The organism is Streptomyces sp. NPDC090022 (genome assembly GCF_044748145.1).
Taxonomy (GTDB): domain Bacteria; phylum Actinomycetota; class Actinomycetes; order Streptomycetales; family Streptomycetaceae; genus Streptomyces.
Genome location: NZ_JBIVFN010000025.1, coordinates 36,277 through 57,874, shown reverse-complemented (window position 1 = coordinate 57,874; position 21,598 = coordinate 36,277). Strand labels below are relative to the sequence as shown.

Below are 21,598 nucleotides of genomic sequence, written 5' to 3'. Positions count from 1 at the left end.
GCAGCACATGTCCGGGTTCTGGTACCGGTTCCGCGACCGCATCGCCCTGGGCGCGGCCCTCGTGGTGCCCTTCCTCGTCGCGCTCGCGCTCGTGCCGTTCCGCACGGACCTCTCGGCGACGAACGAGGCACTGATCATGGTCGTCGCCGTGGTCGCGGTCTCCGCCCTGGGCACGCGTGCGGCCGGGACGCTGTCCGCCCTCTCGGCGGCGGCCTGGTACGACTTCTTCCTGACCAGGCCGTACCAGCAGTTCACCATCGCCGACAGCGACGAGGTCCAGTCGGCGGTCCTGCTGCTCGTCGTCGGCCTGCTCGTCTCCCAGCTGGCGGTCCGCGGCCGCCGGCTCCAGGCGGTGGTGGTCACGGACGCAGCCCAGCTGTCGAGCCTGGAGGGAACCGCCCGGCTCGCGGAGGAGGGCGGCTCGCCGGAAGCGGTGGTCGAGTACGCGCGCACGCAGCTCGTGGAGCTGCTGGGGCTGCGCGGCTGCCGTTTCGAGTACGGGCACCTGACGGGGCGGCTGCCCCGGCTGGAGCACGGCGGCGGCGTATGGCTGCGCCGTCCGGGCCGGATCACGGAGTACGCGGACTGGCCGGACGGCGAGACCGAGCTGCGGGTGATCGGCGGCGGCCACTACTACGGCCGCTACCTCCTCGACGCGTACCCCGGCCGGCCCCTGCCGCCCGAGGCGGCCCGTCTGGTGGCGGTCGCGCTGGCGGCCCAGGTCGGCGCCGCGCTGGATTCGGCCGGCCTGTCCCACCCGGGCTGACGGTACCCGGGCTGACGGTACCCGCCCCGGACGTCCGGGCCCGCAGGGGCCGCGGGGCGGTTCCGGCCGGGCGGAGAAGGTTTGGCTGCCGACCTCTTGTGGTGGGGAGCGGAGGGGCGCTATCCATGTCCCTACCGTCAGGAAACTTTCCTTACGATCGCACGATCGTCAACAGATGGAGAGACCTTGAGATCCCCACGCCTCCGCCTGATCGGCCTCGCCGGCTCCGGCATCCTGTCCGGCGCTCTCCTCACCGGACTGGCGGGCGGCTCGACGGCCACCGCCGCCGCTCCCCCCGCATCCCCCGCCGCCGCGCCCGCCGCGCCCGCCGCATCCGCCGCATCCGCCGCGGCCGTGGTCCACGAGGCCGAATCGGCCCGCGTCTCGAAGGGACTGGTCGAGTCCAACCACGCCGGGTACACCGGATCCGGCTTCGTCAACTACGACAACGTCAGCGGCGGTTACGTCGAGTGGACGGTGAACGCCGCGCAGGCCGGCAGCGCCGCGCTCACGTTCCGCTACGCCAACGGCACCACCGTCAACCGCCCCATGACCATCACCGTCAACGGCACGCCCGTGGCCACCGGCAAGGCCTTCAACGGCACCGGCGGCTGGACCTCCTGGACGACCGCGGGCCTCGACGCCACCCTCCGGGCGGGCGCCAACACCGTCCGCGCCACCGCCACCACCGCCAACGGCGGTCCGAACGTGGACCACCTGTCCGTGGACGCGGGCACCACCCCGCCGCAGCCCGGCACCACGCCGGTCGGCATCAACGGACAGCTCACGGTCTGCGGCACCAAGCTCTGCAACCGGTACGGCAAACCGATCCAGCTGCGCGGCATGAGCTCGCACGGCACCCAGTGGTACCCCCAGTGCCTCACCAACGGCTCGCTCGACGCCCTCGCCAAGGACTGGAACGCGGACGTGCTGCGCGTCTCGACGTACGTCCAGGAGGGCGGCTACGAGACCGACCCGGCCAGGTTCACCGCCCTGGCCCACTCGCTCATCGAGCAGGCCACCGCCCGCGGCATGTACGTGATCGTCGACTGGCACATGCTCGACCCGGGCGACCCGAACGCCAACACCGCCCGCGCGAAGACCTTCTTCTCGGAGATCGCGGGCCGCCACAAGGGCAAGAACAACGTCCTCTACGAGATCGCCAACGAGCCCAGCGGGGTCTCCTGGTCGCGGATCAAGAAGTACGCCGAGACGATGATCCCGCACATACGGGCCATCGACGGTGACGCCCCGGTCCTGGTCGGCACCCGCGCCTGGTCATCGCTCGGCATGTCCGAGGACGGCACCGAGTCCGAGGTCGTGAACAACCCGGTCAACGCCTCCAACATCATGTACACGTTCCACTTCTACGCCGCCTCGCACGGCCAGGAGTACCTGAACACGCTCTCCCGGGCGGCGGAGCGCATCCCCATGTTCGTCACCGAGTTCGGCACCCAGGACTACGCCGGTGAGGGCGCGAACGACTTCACGATGTCGCAGAAGTACCTCGACCTGATGGCCTCGAAGAAGATCAGCTGGGTCAACTGGAACTTCTCCGACGACTGGCGCTCGGGCGCCGTCTTCAAGGACGGCACCTGCAACGCAGGCGGCCCCTGGACCGGTACGTCGTCCCTGAAGCCGGCCGGCGTCTGGATCCGCGACCGCATCCGCTCCGCCGACAACTTCCCGACCTCCTGACAGACGCGTGAGGAAGGGGCCCCGGGCCGCCGTCACCGCGGCGGCCCGGGGCCCCTCCCGTGATCCGGCGGGCGCGGCTCAGCCGAAGCGCCCCTCCACGTAGTCCGCCGTCCGCTGGTCGGTCGGGCTGGAGAACATCGCCGGGGTCGGGCCGTGCTCGACGATCCGGCCCGGGGTGCCCTGCTCCGCGAGGAAGAAGGCGCACTGGTCCGAGACGCGGGCCGCCTGCTGCATGTTGTGGGTGACGATCACGATGGTGACCTCGTCGGCCAGCTCGCGGATGGTCTCCTCGATGCGGCGCGTCGACGTGGGGTCCAGGGCCGAACACGGCTCGTCCATCAGCAGGATCCGCGGCCGGACCGCCAGGGAGCGGGCGATGCACAGGCGCTGCTGCTGACCGCCCGAGAGGGCGCCGCCCGGCTGGCGCAGCCGGTCGCGGACCTCCTTCCACAGGCCCGCCTTGGTCAGGCACTCCTCCACCAGGTCGTCCTTCTGCGCCGACGAGGCCCGCACGCCCGTGAGCTTCAGGCCCGCCGTGACGTTGTCGTAGACCGACATCGCCGGGAACGGGTTCGGCTTCTGGAAGACCATGCCGATCATCCGGCGGGCGTCGGTCAGGCGGCGGCCGCGGGCGTAGATGTCCTCGCCGTCCAGCAGTACCTCGCCCGCGAGCTCCGCGCCGGGGATCAGCTCGTGCATGCGGTTGAGGATGCGCAGGAAGGTCGACTTGCCGCAGCCCGAGGGGCCGATGAGGGCGGTCACCTGGCCGCCCGGCATGGTCAGCGACACCCGGTTCAGGACCTTGCGGCCGCCGAACCAGGCGGAGAGGGAACGGGCCTCCAGGGAGGAGGAGGGCGCCGCGGTGACCGCGGGCAGGGGCAGCGTCTCGGTGGTCATGGGGGCCTCGATCACAGGAGGTTGGGCAGGAGCAGGGCGGCCTGGTCGGCCGCCGCGAGGCCGAGGGCGGCCAGCACGGGGAAGCCCACCAGCCAGGTGTGGGGCCGGCCCCAGCGGACCCTGGCCCAGGCCAGCGCAACCGCCCCGGCCAGCAGGGCCTGGCCCCACAGGATCAGCGGGATCCAGGCCGAGGGCTGACCGGCCAGCGGCGCCTCGTCGGCGGCCAGCCGGCCGGGGGTGCGCCCCCCGGACTGCTGGGCGGGGGTGACCAGTTCGGCGTCGACGTGGAGCACGCCCCGGGGCATGTACGGGGTGCCGTCGGCGGTCATCAGGGTCAGCAGGCCCGCGTCCCCCTTGGGCTTGACCGGTTGCCGGTCCCCGGCGCGCCGGACGCCGAGCACCCGGTACTCGTGCTCGCCCTGCCCGGTCGTGACCGTGAAGGTCTCGCCCTTCTCCAGGTCGCCGATGCGGGCGAACGGGCCGCCGTAGCCGGCCTGCCGGCCCATCAGGATGCTGGTACCGGGCTGGCCGGGCAGGACGGTGTCGCGCCGGTGTCCGGGGCCGGAGGCCAGCACGTCGGCGGTGGTCGCCTCGCGGACGACCTCCCGCAGGCCGATCTGCGGGATCGTGAGCAGCGCGACGGGCGTGCCGACCGAGGTGGGGCCGACCGGGGCGGTGGCGTTGGCGAGCCCGCCCCGCAGCTCGGCGTACCCCACCCGGCGGTCCCGCTCGTGCCGGAGGCTGCCGAGGGGGCCGACCTCGGCGACGAAGCCGAGCAGGAGGGCGCCCAGGATGGCCAGGGCGGCCCCGGCCGCCCACAGGCCGGGGCCGGCGGACGGCCCGGCGGACCCGGTGGACCCGGCGCCGCGCCCGGGCCGCCCGGCGTACGGCCCGGGCGGGGAGCCCGGGTACGGCCCGGCCGGGGGGCCGGCGGACGCCCGCCCCGCCGGGGCCGGGCCGGCTCCGGCGGGGTCGGGGCGCACGTCCACCGGCGGGGTGGAGGTGGCGGTCATCTGTCGTTCTCCGATGGTCGGTCGCGTCACGTGCCGTCAGGCACGCGGGAAGGTCAGCAGGCCGCGGCGGCGGGCCCACCAGACGGCCGAGCCGCCGATCAGGACGAGGGCCGCGGCGATCAGGGCGAGGGTGCCCGCGTCGCCACCGGTGTCGGCGAGGCTGCCGCCCGGCTTGGAGCCGGAGCCACCGGTCGTGCCGCTGCCCCCGGTGCCGCCGGCCGTGGTGCCCGCGCCGCCGGTCGTGACGTTGGTGGTCAGCCCGAGGCCCGAACCGCCCGTCGCCGTGGCGCTGGAGGTCGGCGTCGGCGAGGCGCTGCCGGAGGGGTCCGGGGTGGTGGTGGGGGTGGGCGACGGCGTACCCGTGGCCGTCGGGGTGGTGGTCGGCGTCGGGGTCGGGGTGGGCGTCGGGGTGGGCGTCGGAGTCGGCTGGCCGCCGCCGGACGGGTCGGTGGTGCGGTACTCGGTGTTCGAGGTGAACCACATCGAACCGGTGAAGTCCCCGAACGTCTCGGTGCCGAACGCCTTGCGGCACACCACCTTCAACTCGTAGCGGCCCTCCAGGGTGGTGAAGCCGGCCTCGTTGGCGTAGTCGCGCATGGTCATCGTGAGCGGGATGACGATGCCGCCCGAGGGCGCCTGCCCGTACGTGGAGATCGGGGAGTTGCCCACCACGTTCTTGCCCTCGGCCGGGAAGCCCTTGCCGGTGACCTTCACCAGGACGTTGGTGGCGGGCGACGGGCAGGCCGCCGAGGTGGTGAGGTCGACGCTGGTGGTGTCCAGGCCAGTGGCCGGGTTGATCACGGCCGTGCCGGCCGGGGCGGCCTGGGCGGCCCCGGGCACGGCGACCGCGGCCGTGACGGCCACGGCCGCGAGGGCGGCGGTGAACACGGCGATTCCGGCCGCGTCGCGCCGGGTGGGACGGGAGAACTGCACGATGGGCTCCTTCGGGGCGATCTCGGTGGTGGTGCGCCGGCCGGCCGACGCGGTGGCCGCCGCCCGGGCCAGGCGCCGGCGGCGCCACAGCCACACCCCGACCGCGACGAACGCGAGGACCAGGGCGAGCAGCGTCCACGGAACCGTCCACAGCGACACCGAACGGGTCACGGACGGGAGCTTGGGGTCCACGCCTTCGCGGGTGGCGACCGCCTGGACGGAGACGACGGCCGACGCGCGCAGGCCCGGCACCACCCCGTTCGCCTTCGCGGTGATCGTCAGCGAGCTGCCGGGCAGCAGGTCGCCGAGGTCCTTCAGGCCGCCCGCGGTGGCGGAGCCGCCGAGCATCCCGTTGATCCGGACGGCCTGGCGGGCGCCGAGCCGGACGTTGCCGGTGTTGCGCAGGGTGTACGTCACGGTCGCCGAGCCGGTGCCGAAGGGGTTGAAGGTGCCCTCGTACGAGGCCTTGACGTCCTCGACGGCCAGCTTCGGGGTCAGCTCTCCGGCGACGCGCAGGTAGACGCGCGTGCCGACGCGCTGGTCGAGGCGGACCCTGTTGCCCTGGCTGTCCGCGCCGTCGCCGGCGAGGGTGGCGACGATGCCGGCGGTGTGGTCGCCGGGGGTGGCGTCCCGGGGGACGGCGAGGGTGAAGGGGACGATGACGTTGCCCTTCGGCGGGACCGTGACCTTGTCCTTCTCCAGCTTGATCCAGCTGCCCGCGTCCTTGGGGGCCTGGCCGCCAGGGAGCAGGTCGAAGCCGCCGTCCACGGTGTTGACGGCGTCGCTGGCGTAGACGGCCAGGTCGAGGGGCTTGTCGCCGTAGTTCCAGACGGCGATCTGGTCGCGCGTCGCGGCTCCGCCGGTGACCCCGTACGAGAAGTGCGGGCGGGCGTCGGGTTCCTTGGGGCCGGCGGGCTGCACACCGAAGGTGGCCTTGCCGTCCTGCGCGTGCGCGGCCGGTGCGGGGAGCAGCGCGAGCAGCACCAGGGCGGCGAGCAGCACCGCGACCGGGGCGAGCGCCCGGGTGAGGGCGGTGACGGTCCGTGTCCGGGGCCCTGGCCCGGGCCGGGCGGCGAGATCGACGGCGGAAGAGGTCATGCGCGGGGCGTCCGATCGGGGCGGGGCCGGGCGGAGCCGGCGCGTTCGAGAAGACGGGGTACGGGTGTGGGACCGAGGCGTCAGGGGCGGGGCGGAACGGGCCGGTGTGCTGGGAAGGGCCCGCTCCGCCCCGGGGCTCACGCCTGGATCAGATGGCGGTGAGGGTGAGGGTGGCGGTGTAGGTGCCGGCCACCGTCGAGGTCGGCACGTTCAGCGCCAGGTCGGCGGTGACGTGCGCGGTGCCGAGGCCGGTGCCGTTGGCCAGGGTGCGGGCGGACTTCAGGCCCGCCGTACCGGCGTCACCGGTGGCCGCGCCGTGGGCCGCCGGGACGACGGAGCCGGGGGTGACGGTCTGCGCGGGCGCCTTGTCGACGAGCTTCGGGGACCAGCCGAGGTTCTGGCCGTTGATGCCGTGCGTGGCACCGTCGGAGAAGTCGGTGACCTGGCCGCTGACGGTCCAGCCCGGGTTGCCGGCACGGGTGTCGGTGAGGGTGACCGGGTTGATGGAACCGGCGGTGGTCAGCAGGTCGCCGTCGGCGTTCAGGACCGGCGAGGGCAGCGTGACCTGCGGGTTGGCGACGCTGATCACCAGCGCTCCGGCGTTGACGGTGGTGGTGATGGTCTCCGACGCGGAGACGCCGGCGAACGCGCCGACCACGTAGGGGATCGCGCCCGAGTCGGAACCGGTGAAGGCGCCGGAGTCGGCCGGGACGAAGACGGCGGTGAAGGAGTGGTCGCCCACCGGCAGGTTGCTGGTGGTCAGGACGGCGCTGCCGCCCGCGACGGGGACGGTGCCCAGGGTGGTGGTGTTGCCGCCCACGGTGTCGGTGAACTTCACCGATCCGGCCGCGCCCGCGGGCGTGACCGTACCGGTCAGGGTGACCGGGCTGAACTGCGGCGCGGTGGAGGCCGGGGAGACCGCGAGGGCGGTGGTGGTCTGCGCCGCCGGGACGGCCTGGACCACGTACGAGACGTTGGCGGAGGTCGAGCCGTTGTACGAGGCGCTCGCCGGCGTGAAGACCGCGGTCAGGTCGTGCGTGCCCGCGGTGAGGTTGCTGGTGGTCAGCGTCGCGGTGCCGTTCGCGACGGTGACGGCCGTGCCGAGGTTGGTGTTGCCGTCCTTGAACTGGACGGTGCCGCCCGCCCCGCCCGGGGTGACCGTGGCGGTGAGGGTGACGGGGGTGCCGGCCTGGGCCGGGCCTGCCGGGGTGACCGCGAGCGACGTGGCGGTGTCGGTCTTCACCGCCGGGTCGGTGTTCTGGTACGTGGTGTTGGAGGTGAACCAGACCGCACCGGTGAAGTCGCCGAGGCTGGTGCCGTTGAAGGCCGTCCGGCAGATCACCGTGAACGCGTACTTGCCCTGGAGGGTGGTGAAGCCCGCCTGGCTGGCGTAGTCGCGCATGGTGGAGGACAGCGGGATGACCATGCCGCCGTTGGGGGCGGTCGGGTACGTGGAGATCGGGGAGTTGCCGACCACGTTCAGGCCGCCGGCCGGGAAGCCGGAACCCTCCACCTTCACCAGCACGTTGGTGGCGTTGGCGGGGCACGCGCCGGAGGTGGTGAAGGCGATGCCGGAGGTGTCGGCGCCGGTCGCCGGGTTGATGTCGATGGTGCCGATCGGGGCGGCGTACGCGGCGGAGGCGCCCGCCAGGCCCGCCGCGAAGGCGGTGGTCACGGCGGCGACGCCGAGCGCCAGTGCGCGGGACACTCTGTTCTTCAGCACTACGGTCTCCAGAATCGGAAGCTCAGGAAGATCAGGGAAGATCAGGGAAGAGCTGGGAGGAGCGGGAAGATCAGGGAGGTGCGGGAACGTGCGGTGCGCGATCAGGGGGTCTGCTTGGTGGTGTCGCCACAGTTCGGGTTCGTGGCGAAGCCGTAGGTGTTGATCACCGAGGTCTGCTTGCAGATCTCGGAGTTCGCGCCGACGAAGACGTTGCTCCAGGGCGCGGTGGCGACCTTGCTCGTCGGGATGACGTTGTAGACGTCGCGCTTCACGCCGAAGCCGTTGTTGAGCACGGTGGGCGCGAGACCGTCGATCGTGCCGAGGAGGGCGCGGCCGCGCAGGTCGGCGATGGTCTGGGAGGACTGGGCCTGGTACTGGGCGATGGAGAAGGGCACGATCGCCGAGTCGTCCAGGACGCGGCCGTCGTGCTCCTGGACCGGGGCGCCGGCCTTCTTGTCCTTGATGCAGGGGTAGACGCCCGCGACGACGTCGGCCTCGGTGATGCCCATCTGGGACTGCCAGAAGCTGCGGGTGCCGGAGCCGGCCTGCGGCAGGTAGACCGTCATGTCGTAGTTCGGCCCGGTGCCGACGTAGTTCGGGTCGCAGTGGTAGATCGCCTTCAGGTCGGTCAGCGACAGCTTGCGCGGGATCGCCGAACCGGGGGTGATGGCGTAGCTGACGCCGTCGACCGCGAAGGGCACGTAGGTCAGGCCGGGGGCCGCGGCCGCCAGGTTCAGGGCGGAGGAGCGGGCGAAGTCGAGGCAGCCGTTGTTCGCCTGCAGGGAGTTCAGCAGCGCGGAGCGGCCGGCGCCGCTGCCGTTGGGGCGGGCCATGGTGCAGTTCGGGTTGGTCGCCGGGTCCTTGGTGGTGATGTTCGCCGAGCCGGTGGCGTCGTAGGAGCCCAGCACCTTCTGGCCGTTCACCGTGATGGCAGCGGCCAGACCGTTCATGACGTCCTGGGTGGTGTCGGAGCCGACGCCGGAGAGCTGGCGGTACTGCGGCTGCCCGGCCGGGTCGGCGAAGGCGATGCTGCTGCCGGCGGCGCCGAGCGCCAGGGCGGCCGCGGCGGCGGCGAAGGCGATCTTCTTCTTGTTCACTCGGGTTTACCTCTCGGATAGGCTGCGCCCCGGGTGGTGCCCGGCACGCGTGGGGTGCGGTTCCGTTGGCGCGGACGAATTCAGACGATGTGTCCGGGTATCACCTCCTGACGGCGCGCTGGGCGATGCGGGCGCGCAGACGGGGCAGGTAGCGGGGCAGCAGCGGGCCGGCGAAGGCCCCGAACGCCCCCACGAGGAGACAGATCAGCAGGGTGTAGCGGACGGCGCCGACCACCCAGCGCGGGGTGTCGCCCACCGCCTCGGCGGCGGGCGCGGCGGCCGGTGCCGGGCCGGCGGCCTGCGCGGCGGGCGCGGCAGGCGCTGCCGGGGCGGCGACGGCCGGGGCCGCGCCGCCCGAGGCGGCCGCGGCGCCGCCGCCGGACCCTCCCGTCCCGCTGCCTCCGGCGCCGCCCCCGGTGCCGCCCCCGACGGACCCTCCGGTTCCGGTACCACCCGCGGCGGCAGCCGAGCCGCCGGTGGAGCCGGCGCCCCCGTCACCGCCGGGCTCGGCGGGCGTGCGGCCCGCCTCGGCGGCGATCTTGCGCGCGGCCTCCCGGGTCTGGGCGCGCAGGCTCTCGGGCAGCGGGGCGTATCCGTGCGGCAGGGTGCCCGCGGCCACGCCCGAGGTCTGGCCGGGACCGGCCGCGTAGGTCAGCAGGGCGCCGTAGTCACGGCCCTCCGTCTGCGTCAGGTCGGCGGGCACGGTCGCGGCGTACGTCAGCACCGTCAGCGGGTAGGCCGCCGGGTCCTTCGCCGCGGGGTCGGGCAGGCTGGTGCCGTCCGGACCCGGCGTACGGGCGCCCGCGGCGGCGGCCAGGGCGGCCGGCTCGGGGGCCACGAACCGGCCGGCGGAGTTCAGGAGTTCGGCGCGCACCAGGCCGTACCGGTCGGCGGTGGCCGTGTCGGTGACGGCGAGGACCGCGCGGGCGCCGGCCGGCTGCGGCGGGTCCTTCTTGTACGCGGGGGGCGTCGCGGTCGCGTCCCAGGAGGTACGGGCCAGGGAGTCGCCGCGGCTCGCGGCGCGGGCGGCGGCGTGCATGTCGCTCGCGTAGGGGTGCTTGTCCTGGACGCAGAGCGGGGCGGACGGCCGGTCGTCGAAGGGCTGGCAGTACGGGTCGCTCTTGGGGAAGCTGTCGATGGGCAGCGCCATGTCCTTGTAGTGCGGGTTCACGGCCATCCCCGCGAACGCCCGGTCCCCGTGCGTCCCGGAGTTGTCGGGCACGCCGCGCAGGAACTCCTCGGCGGCCGGGTCCCGTGCCACCCACTCCCACAGCTGGCGGGTGGTGTCGGCGAGCGGCTGCGGGACGAGGGCGTCGCCGAGCCGGCCGGGGAAGTCCAGGCCCGCGAACTCGGGGTTGTGGCGCAGGAACTCCGGGTCGCGGCCGATGTTGTCGGGGTTCTTCGCGGTGCTCTCGGCGAAGCGCGAGTTGCCGTCCCGGTAGGACTCGGTCAGCAGCTTCGCGACGAGCCGCGGGGTCAGGCGCAGGGTGGACAGGCGGGTGCCGTTGCGGGCCTTGACCTCGTCGGGGGCGCTGAAGCCGGCCTGGCTCTCGATGAAGTAGCCGATGGTGATGCCGGAGAGCGAGACGGGCGCGTAGACGGGCTTGCGGGTCTCGGACGCCGCGGCCGCGCGGCCGACGAAGACCAGGCCGGGGCTGCCGGAGAGCAGCTTGACGCGGGCGGTCTCGTCCGGGACCTGGGCGTACCCGTAGATGGCCTTGGCGCCGGTCTGGCACAGGGCGGGCTGCCAGCGGGTGACGGCCTCGGCGGCCATCTCGCTGCCCAGCGTGCCGCGTTCCTCGGCGCCGATCGGGCAGAAGCTGCCGAGCGGCTCGAAGCCGAGCGGGAAGACCAGGCGGTGCTTCCAGTTGGCCGGGCTGAGCGGGGAGGACTGGAGCTGCCCGCCGGACTGGGAGGTGTACGGGCTGCCGTCGATCTCGGTGGTGCCGCGCGGGACGACGACCAGCCAGCAGCCGCGGCCGGCGGCCCTGCCGGCCGTGTCCTTGACGGCCGCGCCGCAGCCCAGGCCGGGCGCCTCGATGGCGGTCTGGGTCTCGAACCAGACCTCTCCGGCGCCGCGGGCGTTGGTGCGGGCGTAGGGCACCTCGTTGGTGCTGTTGACGTCGAAGAACTCGTTCCAGTTGCCCGGGCTGACCGGGTCGTCGTTGACCGTGCGGAAGGGGGCGTAGGAGATCCCGCTCGGGGTGGCGGGCGGCAGCGGCTGGTTCTCCGCGTCCTTGAGGCGGTCGCCGTAGTTGAGCTGGCGGCTGTTGGTGTAGGCGCCGGCGGCCTGGTTGCCGGCGCCCGCGCCCAGCGCGGAGGAGCCGCCGAACTGGCACTGGTCGGTGGTGGGACCGGTCGCCGCTTCGCCCCAGCACTGCATGATCTGGAGGTAGTTGGCGGAGTACGCGGTCTCCGAGACGGTCGGCGTACCACCCGTCCAGGAGATCTTGACGACCTGGTTCACGAGGTTGCGGGTCTGGCTGACGGTCACCTCGAGGCCGGCGAACTCGCCGCTTCCGGAGACGGTCGCCGGGGATTCGGCGCCGGCGGCGTACGCGGGCCGCGCGCCGCCGGGCACGAGGTCGCCGGTGGCCACCACGGGCAGCAGGGCCAGGCAGAGCGAGCCCAGCAGCAGGCGCAGGGCGCGCCGGCCGCGCTGCGGGAGACGTGAGCGGCGCATCACGAGCCGCCTCCGGCGCGCCGGCGGGCCAGGTGCCGGGTCAGCAGCGGCGGGCCCACGGTCAGGGCCAGAAGGATCAGCACCCCGAGCAGCATCAGGGTCGTCTGGAGCGCCCCGCCGATCCTGGACGAGGTGGTGACGGGGATGCCGAACAGGTCGCCCGCCGCGAGCGGCTTGCCGGTCTGCGGGTCGATCGCCCCTTCCCCGCCGTCGGCGGCGGCCGCGGCGCCGTCGCCGGCGCCGGTCGCGCCGCCGTCCGCGGCGGTGCCGCCTCCCGTGGCCGCGCTGCCGCCGCCACCGGTGCCGCCCGTGCCGGAGCCGCCGGTCGCCGCGCCGCCGCCGGTGCCGCCGCCCGTGGCAGCGCTACCGCCGGTGCCGGAGCCGCCGCCGGAGGCGCTGCCCGTCTGGGTGGGGGCCTTGTTGCCGCCGGTGCCGATCTCGCACTGGGTGGCGCCCTTCTTGTCGCACTCGGAGGGCTGGGGCGCGGTGTTGGCGAGGGTGTTGGTGCCGTCGGAGGAGAAGGTGGGGTTCTTGCAGTTCTTGATGTCGACGTGGGTGGCGACGACGCCGGGGATGCGGCGGACCTGCTCGAGACCGGCCTGGACGAGGTTGATCGGCAGCGGGGAGTAGCCGAGCCGGTCGACCGAACGCTGGCCCTCGCAGAGGAAGTAGTAGGCGAAGGCGCCGAGCGCCTTGCCCTTCTGCGGGTTGAAGTTCGCTTCCTGCGCCGTCGGGATGATCATGTAGCTGTAGCTGGAGAGCGGGTAGTTGCGGCGGTCGCTGCTCTCGTCGTAGACCTGCGAGAGGTCCTGGGTGAGGTCGGAGCCGATCTTGGCCTTGGTCAGCGAGACGGCCACGTTCTGGGCGGTGGGCTCGGTGTAGTAGCCCGCGCCGTTGAGGATCTTGGCGACCGGGAAGCCGGTGGTGGCCACCGCGTAGGAGTACTCGACGTAGGTGATGGTCCCCTGGTTGCCGTCCTGGGCCACGTAGCCGGAGACGCCGTTGGAGCCGGACTGGCCGACGAAGCCGCGGCCGGCGACGACGGGGAAGTTGGAGGTCTGCCCGCAGGGGGTGGTACGGCCGGCCTTGGCGCAGTAGGCGTCCCACAGGCCGGTGTGGCGCATGGCCAGCCAGTTGGTGAGCTGGGCGGTGGTGCCCGAGCCGTCGGAGCGGACCACGGGGACGATCTTGCGTGCGGGGAGGGAGCCGGCCAGGGAGGGGTTGTCCGCCTTGATGGCCGGGTCGCTCCAGGTGGTGATGACACCGGTGAAGATCTTGGCGACGACCTCGCCGGACAGGCGCAGGTTGGTGATCCGGCGGTTGCCGATCTTCAGGTTGTACATGAAGGCCGTACCGCCCGCGACGATCGGCATGTAGCTGTACTTCCGCGAGGGCGCCGGGTCGACGACGCCGGAGTCCTTGATGCCGTACGGGATCTCGGAGACCGCGAAGTCGACGGTGCCGTTGCGGAACTGGTTGCGGCCGTCGGAGGAGCCCGTACCGCTGTAGTTGACCGTCATGCCGTACTGCTTGACGTTGGCGCGCCACTGGTCGAGGGCGTTCTGGCTCCAGGTGGAACCGGCGCCGGAGACGGGCACATAGCTCTCGGCGGCGGCGGGCACGGCGCCCGGCAGCGCGACGGCGACGGCGGCCAGGAACAGCGTGAGCAGGCGGACGAGGACGCGGACGGGGCCGCGCGCGGGGGCGCGTCCGGGGTGGGCCGGGGATCGTCCGGGCATCGGGAACTCTCCTGATCAGTGACGGTGCGTACGAAGCGACGGCGGGCGGCGGGCAGCGGGCGGACCGGCCGGCCGGCCGGTGGCGGGACGACGGCGGGGCGGGCGGAGCGCGGGGCGGGCTACGACCGGGACGGCGGCTGCGGGGGCCGGTCCCGCTCCTCGGCCCGGGCCGCCATGCGGTCCGCGTCGCGCGCCGAGGCGAGGACCCGGCGGTGCTGCTGGCCGCGGCTGAGCTGGCCGGGCGCCTTGCCGCCGATGACGCGGGCGAGCACGAACAGCAGCAGCACCAGCCCCATCAGCAGGGCGGCGCAGCCGAAACCGCGGGCGATCATGGTCTGGTCGGGGTAGCCGACGAGGCTGAACGTGGCCAGGGGCAGCGACATCTGCGGCCCCTCGAAGGGGTTGGCGTTGAATCCGGCGGCGATGCCGGAGGTCAGCAGCACCGGGGAGGTCTCGCCGATGCCGCGGGCGGTGCCCAGGATCACGGCGGTGGTCAGCCCGGAGCGGGCGGTGGGCAGTACGACCGTCCACACGGTGCGCCACTGCCCGGCGCCGAGGGCGTAGGAGGCCTCCTTCAGCGAGCCGGGCACCAACCGGATCACCACGTCGGAGGCGCGGATGACGATCGGCAGCATCATCACGGACAGCGCGAGCGCGGCGGCGAACCCGGACTTGTCGTAACCGAGGATCAGGATCCAGGTGGCGTAGATGAACAGGCCGGCCACGATCGACGGCAGCGCGGTCATCGCCTCGACGATCGTGCGCACGAACCGGGCGTAGCGGCCGGGGACCTCGTTGAGGAACACCGCGCACGCCAGTCCCAGCGGCACCGTGATGACCAGGGCGATGCCGATCTGCTCGAGGGTGCCGACGATGGCGTGCAGCGCCCCGCCCTGGGTGAGCGGGTCGAGCGGGCCGCTGGCCGCCATGTCCTCGGTGAAGAAGTTGAGATGGGCGAGCGCCTCCCAGCCGCGTACGAAGGCGTAGCCGACGACGAGGAGCAGGGCCGTCAGCAGCAGGACGGCGATGCTGTGCACGAGGACCTGGGCGAGGCGGGCGCGGACGGCGGCGCCGTTCTCGTCGAGGGAGACCAGGACCGCGTACAGCGACATGAAGGCGAGGTAGAGGACGACGGTGAAGCCGAGCGGCCCGTCGAAGGGCAGCACCCTGTCGAAGAGCAGCGCGGTCAGGCCCAGCGCGGCGGCCGCGGCCCCCAGGAGGGCGAGTACGTCGCGGACGTGCACGCCGGAGGTGCCCCGGCGGACCTCGGCGGGTGCGCCGCCGCCGTCGGGGACCACCTCGGGGCAGACGGTACGGGGCGCTGCCGCTCCGGCGGGGCGGGCGGGGTCGGTGGGGTCGGCCGGGTGTGCGAGGACGGTCATGCCTCGGCCCCCGCTCCGGAGCGGCTGCGGGCCACCATCGAGGAGGCGATGAAGTTGACGACGAGGGTCATGAGGAAGAGGGCGAGGCCGGCGGCCATGAGGGCCGACATCCCGAATCCGCTGGCGGATCCGTAGCGCAGGGCGATGAGGGCGGACACGGAGTTGGCGCCGTTCTGGAGGAGGCGCCACGGCACCTCGAAGACGGGAGAGATGATCAGGTAGATGGCGATGGTCTCCCCCAGCGCGCGGCCGAGCCCGAGCATGGTGCCGCCGATCATGCCGCCCTTGCCGAAGGGCAGGACGACGGAGCGGATGACACCCCACTGGGTGGCGCCGAGCGCGAAGGCGCCCTCGCGTTCGCCGGGCGGGGCCTGGGCGAAGGCCTCGCGCATCACCGAGCAGGCGATCGGCGTGACCATCAGCGCGACGACCATGCCGGCGATGAAGCCGGAGGAGGTGTAGGAGGTGTTGGCGCTGAGCGGATCGCTCGGGTCGTCCCCCTCGACGGAGAACAGCGGGAACCAGCCGAAGTAGGTGGTGAGCCAGCGGGACAGGCCCACGACGTGGGGCTGGAAGAGGAACAGCCCCCACAGGCCGTAGACCACGCTGGGCACCGCGGCCATCAGGTCGACCAGGCTGATCAGGGTCCGCTTGAGGCGGCGCGGGGCGTACTCGGTGATGTAGAGCGCGGTGCCCGCGGCGAGCGGTACCGCGAACAGGATCGCGACGAGGCCGATGAAGACGGTTCCGGTGAGGGCGGCCGCGATGCCGAAGCGGTGGGAATCGGGCTCCCAGGCGGTGGTGGTCAGGAAGTCCACCGGGCCGGCGTCGCGCAGGGCCTCCAGGGCGCGGGCGCCGAGGAAGACCCCGACCAGGGTCATGATCAGGAGGACGACGGCGCCGGAACCGCGGGCGGAGCCGCGGAAGATCCGGTCGGCCGGGGCGCCGCCCTTGGCCAGGGCCCGCGGCGCGTCCTCCTTCCCGGCGGGTGCGTCGTCGAGGGGGGTGGTCGTGGTCGCGGCGGTCACAGCAGGCCTCCGCCGCGGACGGCCACGCCGGGCGCGTCACCGGCGCCCGGCAGGCGCAGGCCGCGCAGCCGGCGGGTGTGGGTGACCCCGGAGGCGACCTGGGCCTCGGCGGTGGCGGCGAGGAAGAGCTGGAGGCTGTGGCGGCACTCGCGCTGGCGGCGGAAGGTGCGGACCGCCTCCGCGACGCGGTGCTCGTCGAGGGTGAGCTGCCAGGTCCAGGCACCGGTGCCGGCGCCGGCCGACGGGGACATCACCACGAGGGAGGTCACCCGGTCGGCCTGCGCGCGCAGTTCCTGGACGGCGGCGCAGCAGGCCGTGAGGCTGTCGTGGACGCGCGGACTGCGGCCGAGCTCATGATTGTTGGCACCGACCAGGCGCCACGTCACGGCCTCGGCGGCGTCGCTCGCGCCCCCGGCATCCGGTGCGCCCCCGGGCGCCTGGCGTCGTGCGACATCGACCCACGACACGAACAGAAAACGTGGTTGAGACACCGATCCGCCCCCCCTTTCCCCGCACCACGGTGCATGGCTGGAAATCGGCCACCCACCCATGACCGCGGGCATGACAATCCACGGGGAGGAGGGCCGAAGAGCACACGGATCGGTGAAGGAGAAACGGAGAACGTGTGAACGCGCGGCGGGGGCGCCCCACACCCCTTGATCACATCGACGCCCTGGTCCCCCTAGGGAATTCGGGAGGGCCGGATGACCGGCCGGCCGGCACCGCCGCGGCCGCCGCCGGCGTCACCGCCCACGCCCGGCGGACGGCGGCTTAGGGGACCGTGGCCGGCCACGGCACCCAGAGGCCCCGCGTGGACCCCGCCCGGGGCGGCCGGAAACAGCCTGCGCACCGCCCCCGCCGCGTCGCGGGACAGCACAGCTGGCGTGAGGTGTCGAAGACCTCGTCGCGGGTCGCGGCCGGCGCGCACTCCAGCGCCCCGCGCAGGACGGGGTGTTCGCGGAGGGAGCCGAGCACGAGCGGCGGCTGGCAGGCGGACAGTTCGGCCAGCTCGGCCTCGATCAGGGCGCGCAGCGGCTCGCCGCCCGCGAGGAACAAGCCGCCCGAGAGGACCACGAGTTCGGGGTCGAGCACCCCCGCGATCGACGACAGACCGGTGGCGACGCCGGTCGCGAACTCCTCCAGCAGCTTGCGGTAGGGCCCCTCGGCCTCGGCGGAGGCCCGCCGCAGGATGACCGTGGCCGCCGCCAGCACCGGATCCACCACACCGCCGGACGCGGCCTCGCCGAGGCCGTCGGCGGACCAGTCGATCCCCAGCCTGCGGGCCATCTCGGGGACGGCCTGGCAGCCCGCCAGGTCCTGGTACCCGCCGGTCTCGGCCACCTCCGGCCGGCGCACCACCGGCGTCCCCGGCACGGGCATGAAGCCCACCTCCCCGGCCCCGCCCGTGCGCCCGCGGTGCAGGCGCCCGCCGAACATCATGGCGGCGCCGATGCCCTGCTCGTTCCACAGCAGGAAGAAGTCCTCGTACCCGCGGGCCGCTCCGGCGCGCCCCTCGGCGAGGGCGACGAGGTTGACGTCGTTCTCGCAGTCGACGGGCATCGGCAGTCCCGCCGCCAGGTCCCGCAGCAGCGTCGGCGACTGCCGGCCCGGCAGGTGGCTGGGGTAGCGGAGCCGGCCCTCGCGGCGGTCGAAGGCCAACGGGGCGCCCACGACGACCCGGTGGAGGTCGGCGACCGTGATGCCGGCCGCCCGCGCGGCGCCGTCGACGGCGATCACCTGGTCGACCTCGTCGCCGAGCACCTCGGGGGCCGTGAGCTCGTACGTACCGGTCGTGCGCCCGGTGATGTCCGCCACCGCCGCCCGGATCAGGCCGGGCGTCACGTCGGGTCCGGACCTCCAGCGCCGCCCGGTCGTTCATCGTGCGCAGGACCCGGGGCACACCGGGCGCTCGGTTCGTCACACGCCCCCTGGCGGACTTGTCGAGAAATCTCTGTGTCGATCGTAGCGGCGCACCGCCCGACATCCCGTTCCCGCACCGGAGACGGCAAGGCGTACGAGGGGGTGTACTAGCGGTACACCCCATCAGTGCGTACTATCGGTTCATGCCACTGCCCCGATTCGAACGGCTGCCCCGCGAACGCCAGGAGCTCATCCTCGGCGTGGCGCGGCGGCACTTCGCCGAGTACGGCACCGAGGGTGCCTCCTACAACAAGATCATTGAGGCCGCGGGATTCTCGAAGACCGCGGCCTACCACTACTTCGACGGCCGCGAGGATCTGCTGGCGGTCGTGCTCGACGAGGTCCTCGAGCGGTTGCTCGCGGCCCTCGGGCCCTGGGTGCCGGCCGCCGACGAGGCGGAGTTCTGGGGCCGTCTCGACGCGGGCGGCGGGGCCCTCGCCGCGCACCTGCGGGAGCACCCGGACGATCTGGCACTCGCCGACGCCGCCATCGGGCGCACCCACGGCGGGCCGTGGACCGGCTGGTTCGACGCCCTGGTGGCGGACGGGCAGCGGCTGGGGGTCATCCGTACCGATGTCGATCGCGGGCTGCTGGTGGCGGTGACCGCCGCGGTGGTACGGGCCGCCGACGCATGGGCGCTCGCCCGGATGCGCGAGCCCGGCGGCGAGGCCGTGCGGCACGGGGCCGCCGAGCGCGAGGCCGCCGACGGGCCCGCCGAGCGCGAGGCCGCCGAGCGCGAGGCCGGGGCCCAGCTGTGGACCCTGCTGCGCGGGCTCTGGGCCGGCGGCGGCAGCACGGAGGGGGGTGTCGTGGATGCGCGGTGATCTGGAGATTGTCTGGGAGGTGCCCGCCACCCCGGCCGGGCTCGCCGGGCGGCTGGAGCGGTTCATGGGGCCCGGCAAGTCCCGGGCCGAGTCCGCCGTGGAGAGCGTCGGCCTGGCCGGCTGCGCGCTGCTGCTCGCCGCCGGGGTGTGGGGCTCGGGAGCCACGCGCGAGTGGTCGGCCGTCCAGCTCGTCGTCGTGGCGCTGGCGGGGCTGGACCTCATCGGCGGCGTGCTCACCAACGCCACCAACGCCGCGAAGCGCTGGTACCACCGGGCCGGTCCCGGGGTCAGGCGGGCCCGGCTGCTGTTCGTCGGCGCCCATCTGGCGCACCTGGCGGCCATGGGGCTGATCGTGCTCTCGGGCGACTGGGGCTGGACCCTGGGCAATGCCGCGCTGCTGCTCGGCGGGGCGGTCGCGGTGGAGTTCGCGCCGCTGCACCTCAGGCGGCCGGTGGCGATGGCCGTGCTGATGGCCGCCGTCCTGGTGAACCTGTTCTGGCTGACGGTGCCCGCCGTGCTCGGCTGGTTCGCTCCGCTGTTCTTCCTGAAGCTGCTGGTCTGCCACCTCGTCCCGGAGGCGCCCCTGGAGCGGAGGCGGGATGGCTGAGACCGCCGGGCCGTGGCGGCCCGGCACGGACCCGGCCCCCGATCCGGCCGCCTGCGCCCGTACGCTGGCCGCCGCCTTCACCCGCGAACCGGCCGTCACCTGGATCTGCGGCGGCTCGGCGGCGGCCCGGACGCGCTGGTTCGAGACCACCCTGCGCACCCACGCCACCCTCGCCGGGGCCCGTCGGCACACCCTCACGGATCCGTCCGGGCGGATGGTGGCGGCTGCCGTCCTGACGCCTCCCGGGGCGGTGCCCGGGGCCGGCGCCCGGGCCCTCTGGGCCGCCCGGACCGCCGTACGCTGCGGCCCGCGCGCGCTGGGGCGCACGCTGCGCTACCTGCACGCGGCCGAGACCGGGGTTCCGGACGGCGCCTGGACGCTGGAGTTCGTCGGCGTGCTCCCGGAGCTGACGGGCCGGGGCGCCGGACGAGTCCTGCTGGACCACCTGCTCGACGCCACGCCGGCCCCGGCGGGCTTCTTCCTGACGACCGCCGATCCCGCGAACGTGACGCTCTACCGGCGCTTCGGGTTCGAGGTCGTGCGCCGCACGGCGCTGGCGGGGCTGGAGATCACCGCCATGGCACGGCCCGCGGGCGGCTGAGCGGGCCCGCGACGGCCGGAGGCCGTACCGGACGGATCCGGTACGGCCTCCGGCGCGTACTGCGGTACTGCGGTGCTGCGCTGCGGCGCTGCGGCGCTGCGGCGCTGCGGCGCTGCGGCGGGATCAGGCCGCCGGGGCCGGGAAGGTCGGGTACTCCACGCCGGAGACGTGCTGCACGACCCGGATGACCTGGCACGAGTAGCCGAACTCGTTGTCGTACCAGAGGTAGAGGATCGCGTTGTCGCCGTCGACCTTGGTCGCGCCGGCGTCGACGATCGACGCGTGGCGCGAGCCGACGAAGTCCATGGAGACGGCGTCGGGGGCGGTGGTGAAGTCGATCTGGCGCTTCAGCGGCGAATGCAGCGAGACGTCACGGAGGTAGTCGAGGACCTCCTCGCGGGTGGTCTCGCGGCCCAGGCGCAGGCTGAGGATGGCGATCGAGACGTCCGGGACGGGGACGCGGATCGAGCTGCCGGTGATCGGCGCCTTCAGCTCCGGCAGCGCCTTGGCGACGGCGGAGGCGGCACCGGTCTCGGTGATGACCATGTTCAGGGGCGCGGACCGGCCGCGGCGGTCGGCCTTGTGGTAGTTGTCCAGCAGGTTCTGGTCGTTGGTGAACGAGTGGACGGTCTCCACGTGGCCGCGCAGCACGCCGTACTCGTCGTCCATGGCCTTCAGCGGCGGGACGATCGCGTTGGTGGTGCAGGAGGCGCAGGACAGGATGCGCTCGTCCGGCTTGATCATGTCCTGGTTGACACCGTGGACGATGTTCGGGACGTCGCCCTTGCCCGGGGCGGTCAGGACGACCTTGTCGATACCGGGGCGCAGGTGCTTCGACAGGCCCTCGCGGTCACGCCACTTGCCCGTGTTGTCGATGAGGATGGCGTCCTTGATGCCGTACGCCGTGTAGTCGACCTCGGAGGGGTCGTTGGCGTAGATCACCTTGATCGCGTTGCCGTTGGCGATGATCGTGCTCGTCGCCTCGTCCACGGTGATGGTGCCCTGGAACTGGCCGTGGATGGAGTCGCGCCGCAGCAGCGAGGCGCGCTTGACGAGGTCGGCCTCGCCACCGCCGCGCACGACGATGGCACGCAGGCGCAGACCGTTGCCCGAACCGGCCTTCTCGATGAGCAGGCGGGCGACGAGACGGCCGATGCGGCCGAAGCCGTAGAGGACGACGTCGCGGCCGGCGGCGCGCTCGATCTTGTTGGCGCCGGTGGCACCGGCGACGGCGGCGGCGGTGAACTCCGCCACCGACAGGCCGCGGTCGTCGCTCTTGTACGTCGCGGCGAGCATGCCGATGTCGATCTGGGACGGGCCGAGATCGAGCGTCGTCAGTGCCTGCAGGAACGGGAGGGTCTCGGTGACCGAGAGCTCCTCGCCGGCTATCTGGCGGGCGAACCGGTGGGTCTTGAGGATGCTGACCACCGACTTGTTGACCAAGGAGCGGCTGTGGAGGAGGACCGTGACGTCCCGCTCGCGGTGCAGCTTCCCGATGATCGGGATCATCGACTCCGCGATCTCCTCGCGGTTCTTCCAGTTGGTGAACGAGTCGTCATTGACAGTCACAGGCGTATCTTTCGAGCTAG

At 73.5% G+C, this 21,598-nt stretch carries 16 protein-coding genes and 1 pseudogene; 5 read left to right on the top strand and 12 right to left on the bottom strand.

All coding sequences use genetic code 11. The features are described 5' to 3' along the window. Nucleotides 1-7: 7 nt before the first annotated feature. Both ACIPXB_RS30695 and ACIPXB_RS30690 read left to right on the top strand, forming a co-directional pair. Nucleotides 8-766 carry a DUF4118 domain-containing protein gene (locus ACIPXB_RS30695; protein ID WP_401455096.1) on the top strand — a complete coding sequence of 253 codons (759 nt, stop codon included), beginning with the start codon at nt 8-10 and terminating at the stop codon, nt 764-766. A 393-nt stretch (nt 767-1,159) separates the two neighbouring features. Next, nucleotides 1,160-2,464 (top strand): cellulase family glycosylhydrolase, encoded by a 1,305-nt coding sequence (locus tag ACIPXB_RS30690; protein ID WP_401455153.1) that lies wholly within the window; start codon nt 1,160-1,162, stop codon nt 2,462-2,464. A gap of 78 nt (nt 2,465-2,542) precedes the next feature. Here ACIPXB_RS30690 and ACIPXB_RS30685 read toward each other — a convergent pair whose 3' ends face one another. From ACIPXB_RS30685 to ACIPXB_RS30635, 11 genes and pseudogenes are all read right to left on the bottom strand, one after another. Continuing rightward, nucleotides 2,543-3,361 carry a phosphate ABC transporter ATP-binding protein gene (locus ACIPXB_RS30685; RefSeq protein ID WP_401455094.1) on the bottom strand — a complete coding sequence of 273 codons (819 nt, stop codon included), beginning with the start codon at nt 3,359-3,361 and terminating at the stop codon, nt 2,543-2,545. A gap of 11 nt (nt 3,362-3,372) precedes the next feature. Further along, the gene (locus ACIPXB_RS30680; protein ID WP_401455092.1) at nt 3,373-4,374 is read right to left on the bottom strand and encodes a sortase; all 1,002 of its coding nucleotides are present in this window, start codon (nt 4,372-4,374) and stop codon (nt 3,373-3,375) included. A gap of 36 nt (nt 4,375-4,410) precedes the next feature. Beyond that, complete coding sequence (locus ACIPXB_RS30675) at nt 4,411-6,405, bottom strand: WxL protein peptidoglycan domain-containing protein (RefSeq protein WP_401455090.1); 1,995 nt, start codon at nt 6,403-6,405, stop codon at nt 4,411-4,413. Between the two features lie 148 nt (nt 6,406-6,553). Continuing rightward, on the bottom strand, nt 6,554-8,128 hold the full coding sequence (locus tag ACIPXB_RS30670) for an Ig-like domain repeat protein (RefSeq protein WP_401455089.1): 1,575 nt from the start codon (nt 8,126-8,128) through the stop codon (nt 6,554-6,556). A gap of 101 nt (nt 8,129-8,229) precedes the next feature. Next, nucleotides 8,230-9,225, bottom strand: a complete 996-nt coding sequence (locus tag ACIPXB_RS30665; protein WP_401455086.1) for a substrate-binding domain-containing protein — start codon at nt 9,223-9,225, stop codon at nt 8,230-8,232. 100 nt (nt 9,226-9,325) lie between these two features. Continuing rightward, the gene (locus ACIPXB_RS30660; RefSeq protein WP_401455085.1) at nt 9,326-11,908 is read right to left on the bottom strand and encodes a hypothetical protein; all 2,583 of its coding nucleotides are present in this window, start codon (nt 11,906-11,908) and stop codon (nt 9,326-9,328) included. Then, nucleotides 11,908-13,647, bottom strand: a complete 1,740-nt coding sequence (pstS, locus tag ACIPXB_RS30655; RefSeq protein ID WP_401455082.1) for a phosphate ABC transporter substrate-binding protein PstS — start codon at nt 13,645-13,647, stop codon at nt 11,908-11,910. The genes ACIPXB_RS30660 and pstS overlap by 1 nt, the downstream gene beginning before the upstream one ends. Nucleotides 13,648-13,766: 119 nt before the next feature. Beyond that, on the bottom strand, nt 13,767-15,029 hold the full coding sequence (gene pstA / locus ACIPXB_RS30650; RefSeq protein ID WP_401455080.1) for a phosphate ABC transporter permease PstA: 1,263 nt from the start codon (nt 15,027-15,029) through the stop codon (nt 13,767-13,769). Then, the gene (gene pstC / locus ACIPXB_RS30645) at nt 15,026-16,057 is read right to left on the bottom strand and encodes a phosphate ABC transporter permease subunit PstC (protein WP_401455078.1); all 1,032 of its coding nucleotides are present in this window, start codon (nt 16,055-16,057) and stop codon (nt 15,026-15,028) included. The genes pstA and pstC overlap by 4 nt, the downstream gene beginning before the upstream one ends. Continuing rightward, nucleotides 16,054-16,524, bottom strand: a complete 471-nt coding sequence (locus ACIPXB_RS30640; protein WP_401455076.1) for a hypothetical protein — start codon at nt 16,522-16,524, stop codon at nt 16,054-16,056. Before ACIPXB_RS30640 ends, pstC begins: the two co-directional genes overlap by 4 nt. Nucleotides 16,525-16,939: 415 nt before the next feature. Beyond that, nucleotides 16,940-17,908, bottom strand: a pseudogene (locus tag ACIPXB_RS30635) (ROK family protein); the annotation flags it as partial. A gap of 212 nt (nt 17,909-18,120) precedes the next feature. Between ACIPXB_RS30635 and ACIPXB_RS30630 the strand changes: the two are divergent. Genes ACIPXB_RS30630 through ACIPXB_RS30620 form a run of 3 tightly spaced genes read left to right on the top strand, consistent with a single transcriptional unit; the run spans nt 18,121 to nt 20,009 of the window. Then, complete coding sequence (locus ACIPXB_RS30630) at nt 18,121-18,801, top strand: TetR/AcrR family transcriptional regulator (RefSeq protein ID WP_401455075.1); 681 nt, start codon at nt 18,121-18,123, stop codon at nt 18,799-18,801. Then, the gene (locus tag ACIPXB_RS30625; protein WP_401455073.1) at nt 18,791-19,408 is read left to right on the top strand and encodes a hypothetical protein; all 618 of its coding nucleotides are present in this window, start codon (nt 18,791-18,793) and stop codon (nt 19,406-19,408) included. The genes ACIPXB_RS30630 and ACIPXB_RS30625 overlap by 11 nt, the downstream gene beginning before the upstream one ends. Then, nucleotides 19,401-20,009, top strand: a complete 609-nt coding sequence (locus tag ACIPXB_RS30620; protein WP_401455072.1) for a GNAT family N-acetyltransferase — start codon at nt 19,401-19,403, stop codon at nt 20,007-20,009. The genes ACIPXB_RS30625 and ACIPXB_RS30620 overlap by 8 nt, the downstream gene beginning before the upstream one ends. Nucleotides 20,010-20,132: 123 nt before the next feature. Here the strand turns inward: ACIPXB_RS30620 and ACIPXB_RS30615 are convergent, their stop codons facing one another. Further along, on the bottom strand, nt 20,133-21,578 hold the full coding sequence (locus tag ACIPXB_RS30615; RefSeq protein ID WP_401455071.1) for a glyceraldehyde-3-phosphate dehydrogenase: 1,446 nt from the start codon (nt 21,576-21,578) through the stop codon (nt 20,133-20,135). Nucleotides 21,579-21,598: the final 20 nt, after the last annotated feature.

Coding starts and splice junctions, on each gene's coding strand:
- ACIPXB_RS30695 (WP_401455096.1), top strand. CDS start 8: ATGTCCGGGTTCTGGTACCGGTTCCGCGACCGCATCGCCCTGGGCGCG.
- ACIPXB_RS30685 (WP_401455094.1), bottom strand. CDS start 3,361: ATGACCACCGAGACGCTGCCCCTGCCCGCGGTCACCGCGGCGCCCTCC.
- ACIPXB_RS30680 (WP_401455092.1), bottom strand. CDS start 4,374: ATGACCGCCACCTCCACCCCGCCGGTGGACGTGCGCCCCGACCCCGCC.
- ACIPXB_RS30675 (WP_401455090.1), bottom strand. CDS start 6,405: ATGACCTCTTCCGCCGTCGATCTCGCCGCCCGGCCCGGGCCAGGGCCC.
- ACIPXB_RS30660 (WP_401455085.1), bottom strand. CDS start 11,908: ATGCGCCGCTCACGTCTCCCGCAGCGCGGCCGGCGCGCCCTGCGCCTG.
- pstS (WP_401455082.1), bottom strand. CDS start 13,647: ATGCCCGGACGATCCCCGGCCCACCCCGGACGCGCCCCCGCGCGCGGC.
- pstA (WP_401455080.1), bottom strand. CDS start 15,029: ATGACCGTCCTCGCACACCCGGCCGACCCCACCGACCCCGCCCGCCCC.
- ACIPXB_RS30630 (WP_401455075.1), top strand. CDS start 18,121: ATGCCACTGCCCCGATTCGAACGGCTGCCCCGCGAACGCCAGGAGCTC.
- ACIPXB_RS30625 (WP_401455073.1), top strand. CDS start 18,791: ATGCGCGGTGATCTGGAGATTGTCTGGGAGGTGCCCGCCACCCCGGCC.
- ACIPXB_RS30620 (WP_401455072.1), top strand. CDS start 19,401: ATGGCTGAGACCGCCGGGCCGTGGCGGCCCGGCACGGACCCGGCCCCC.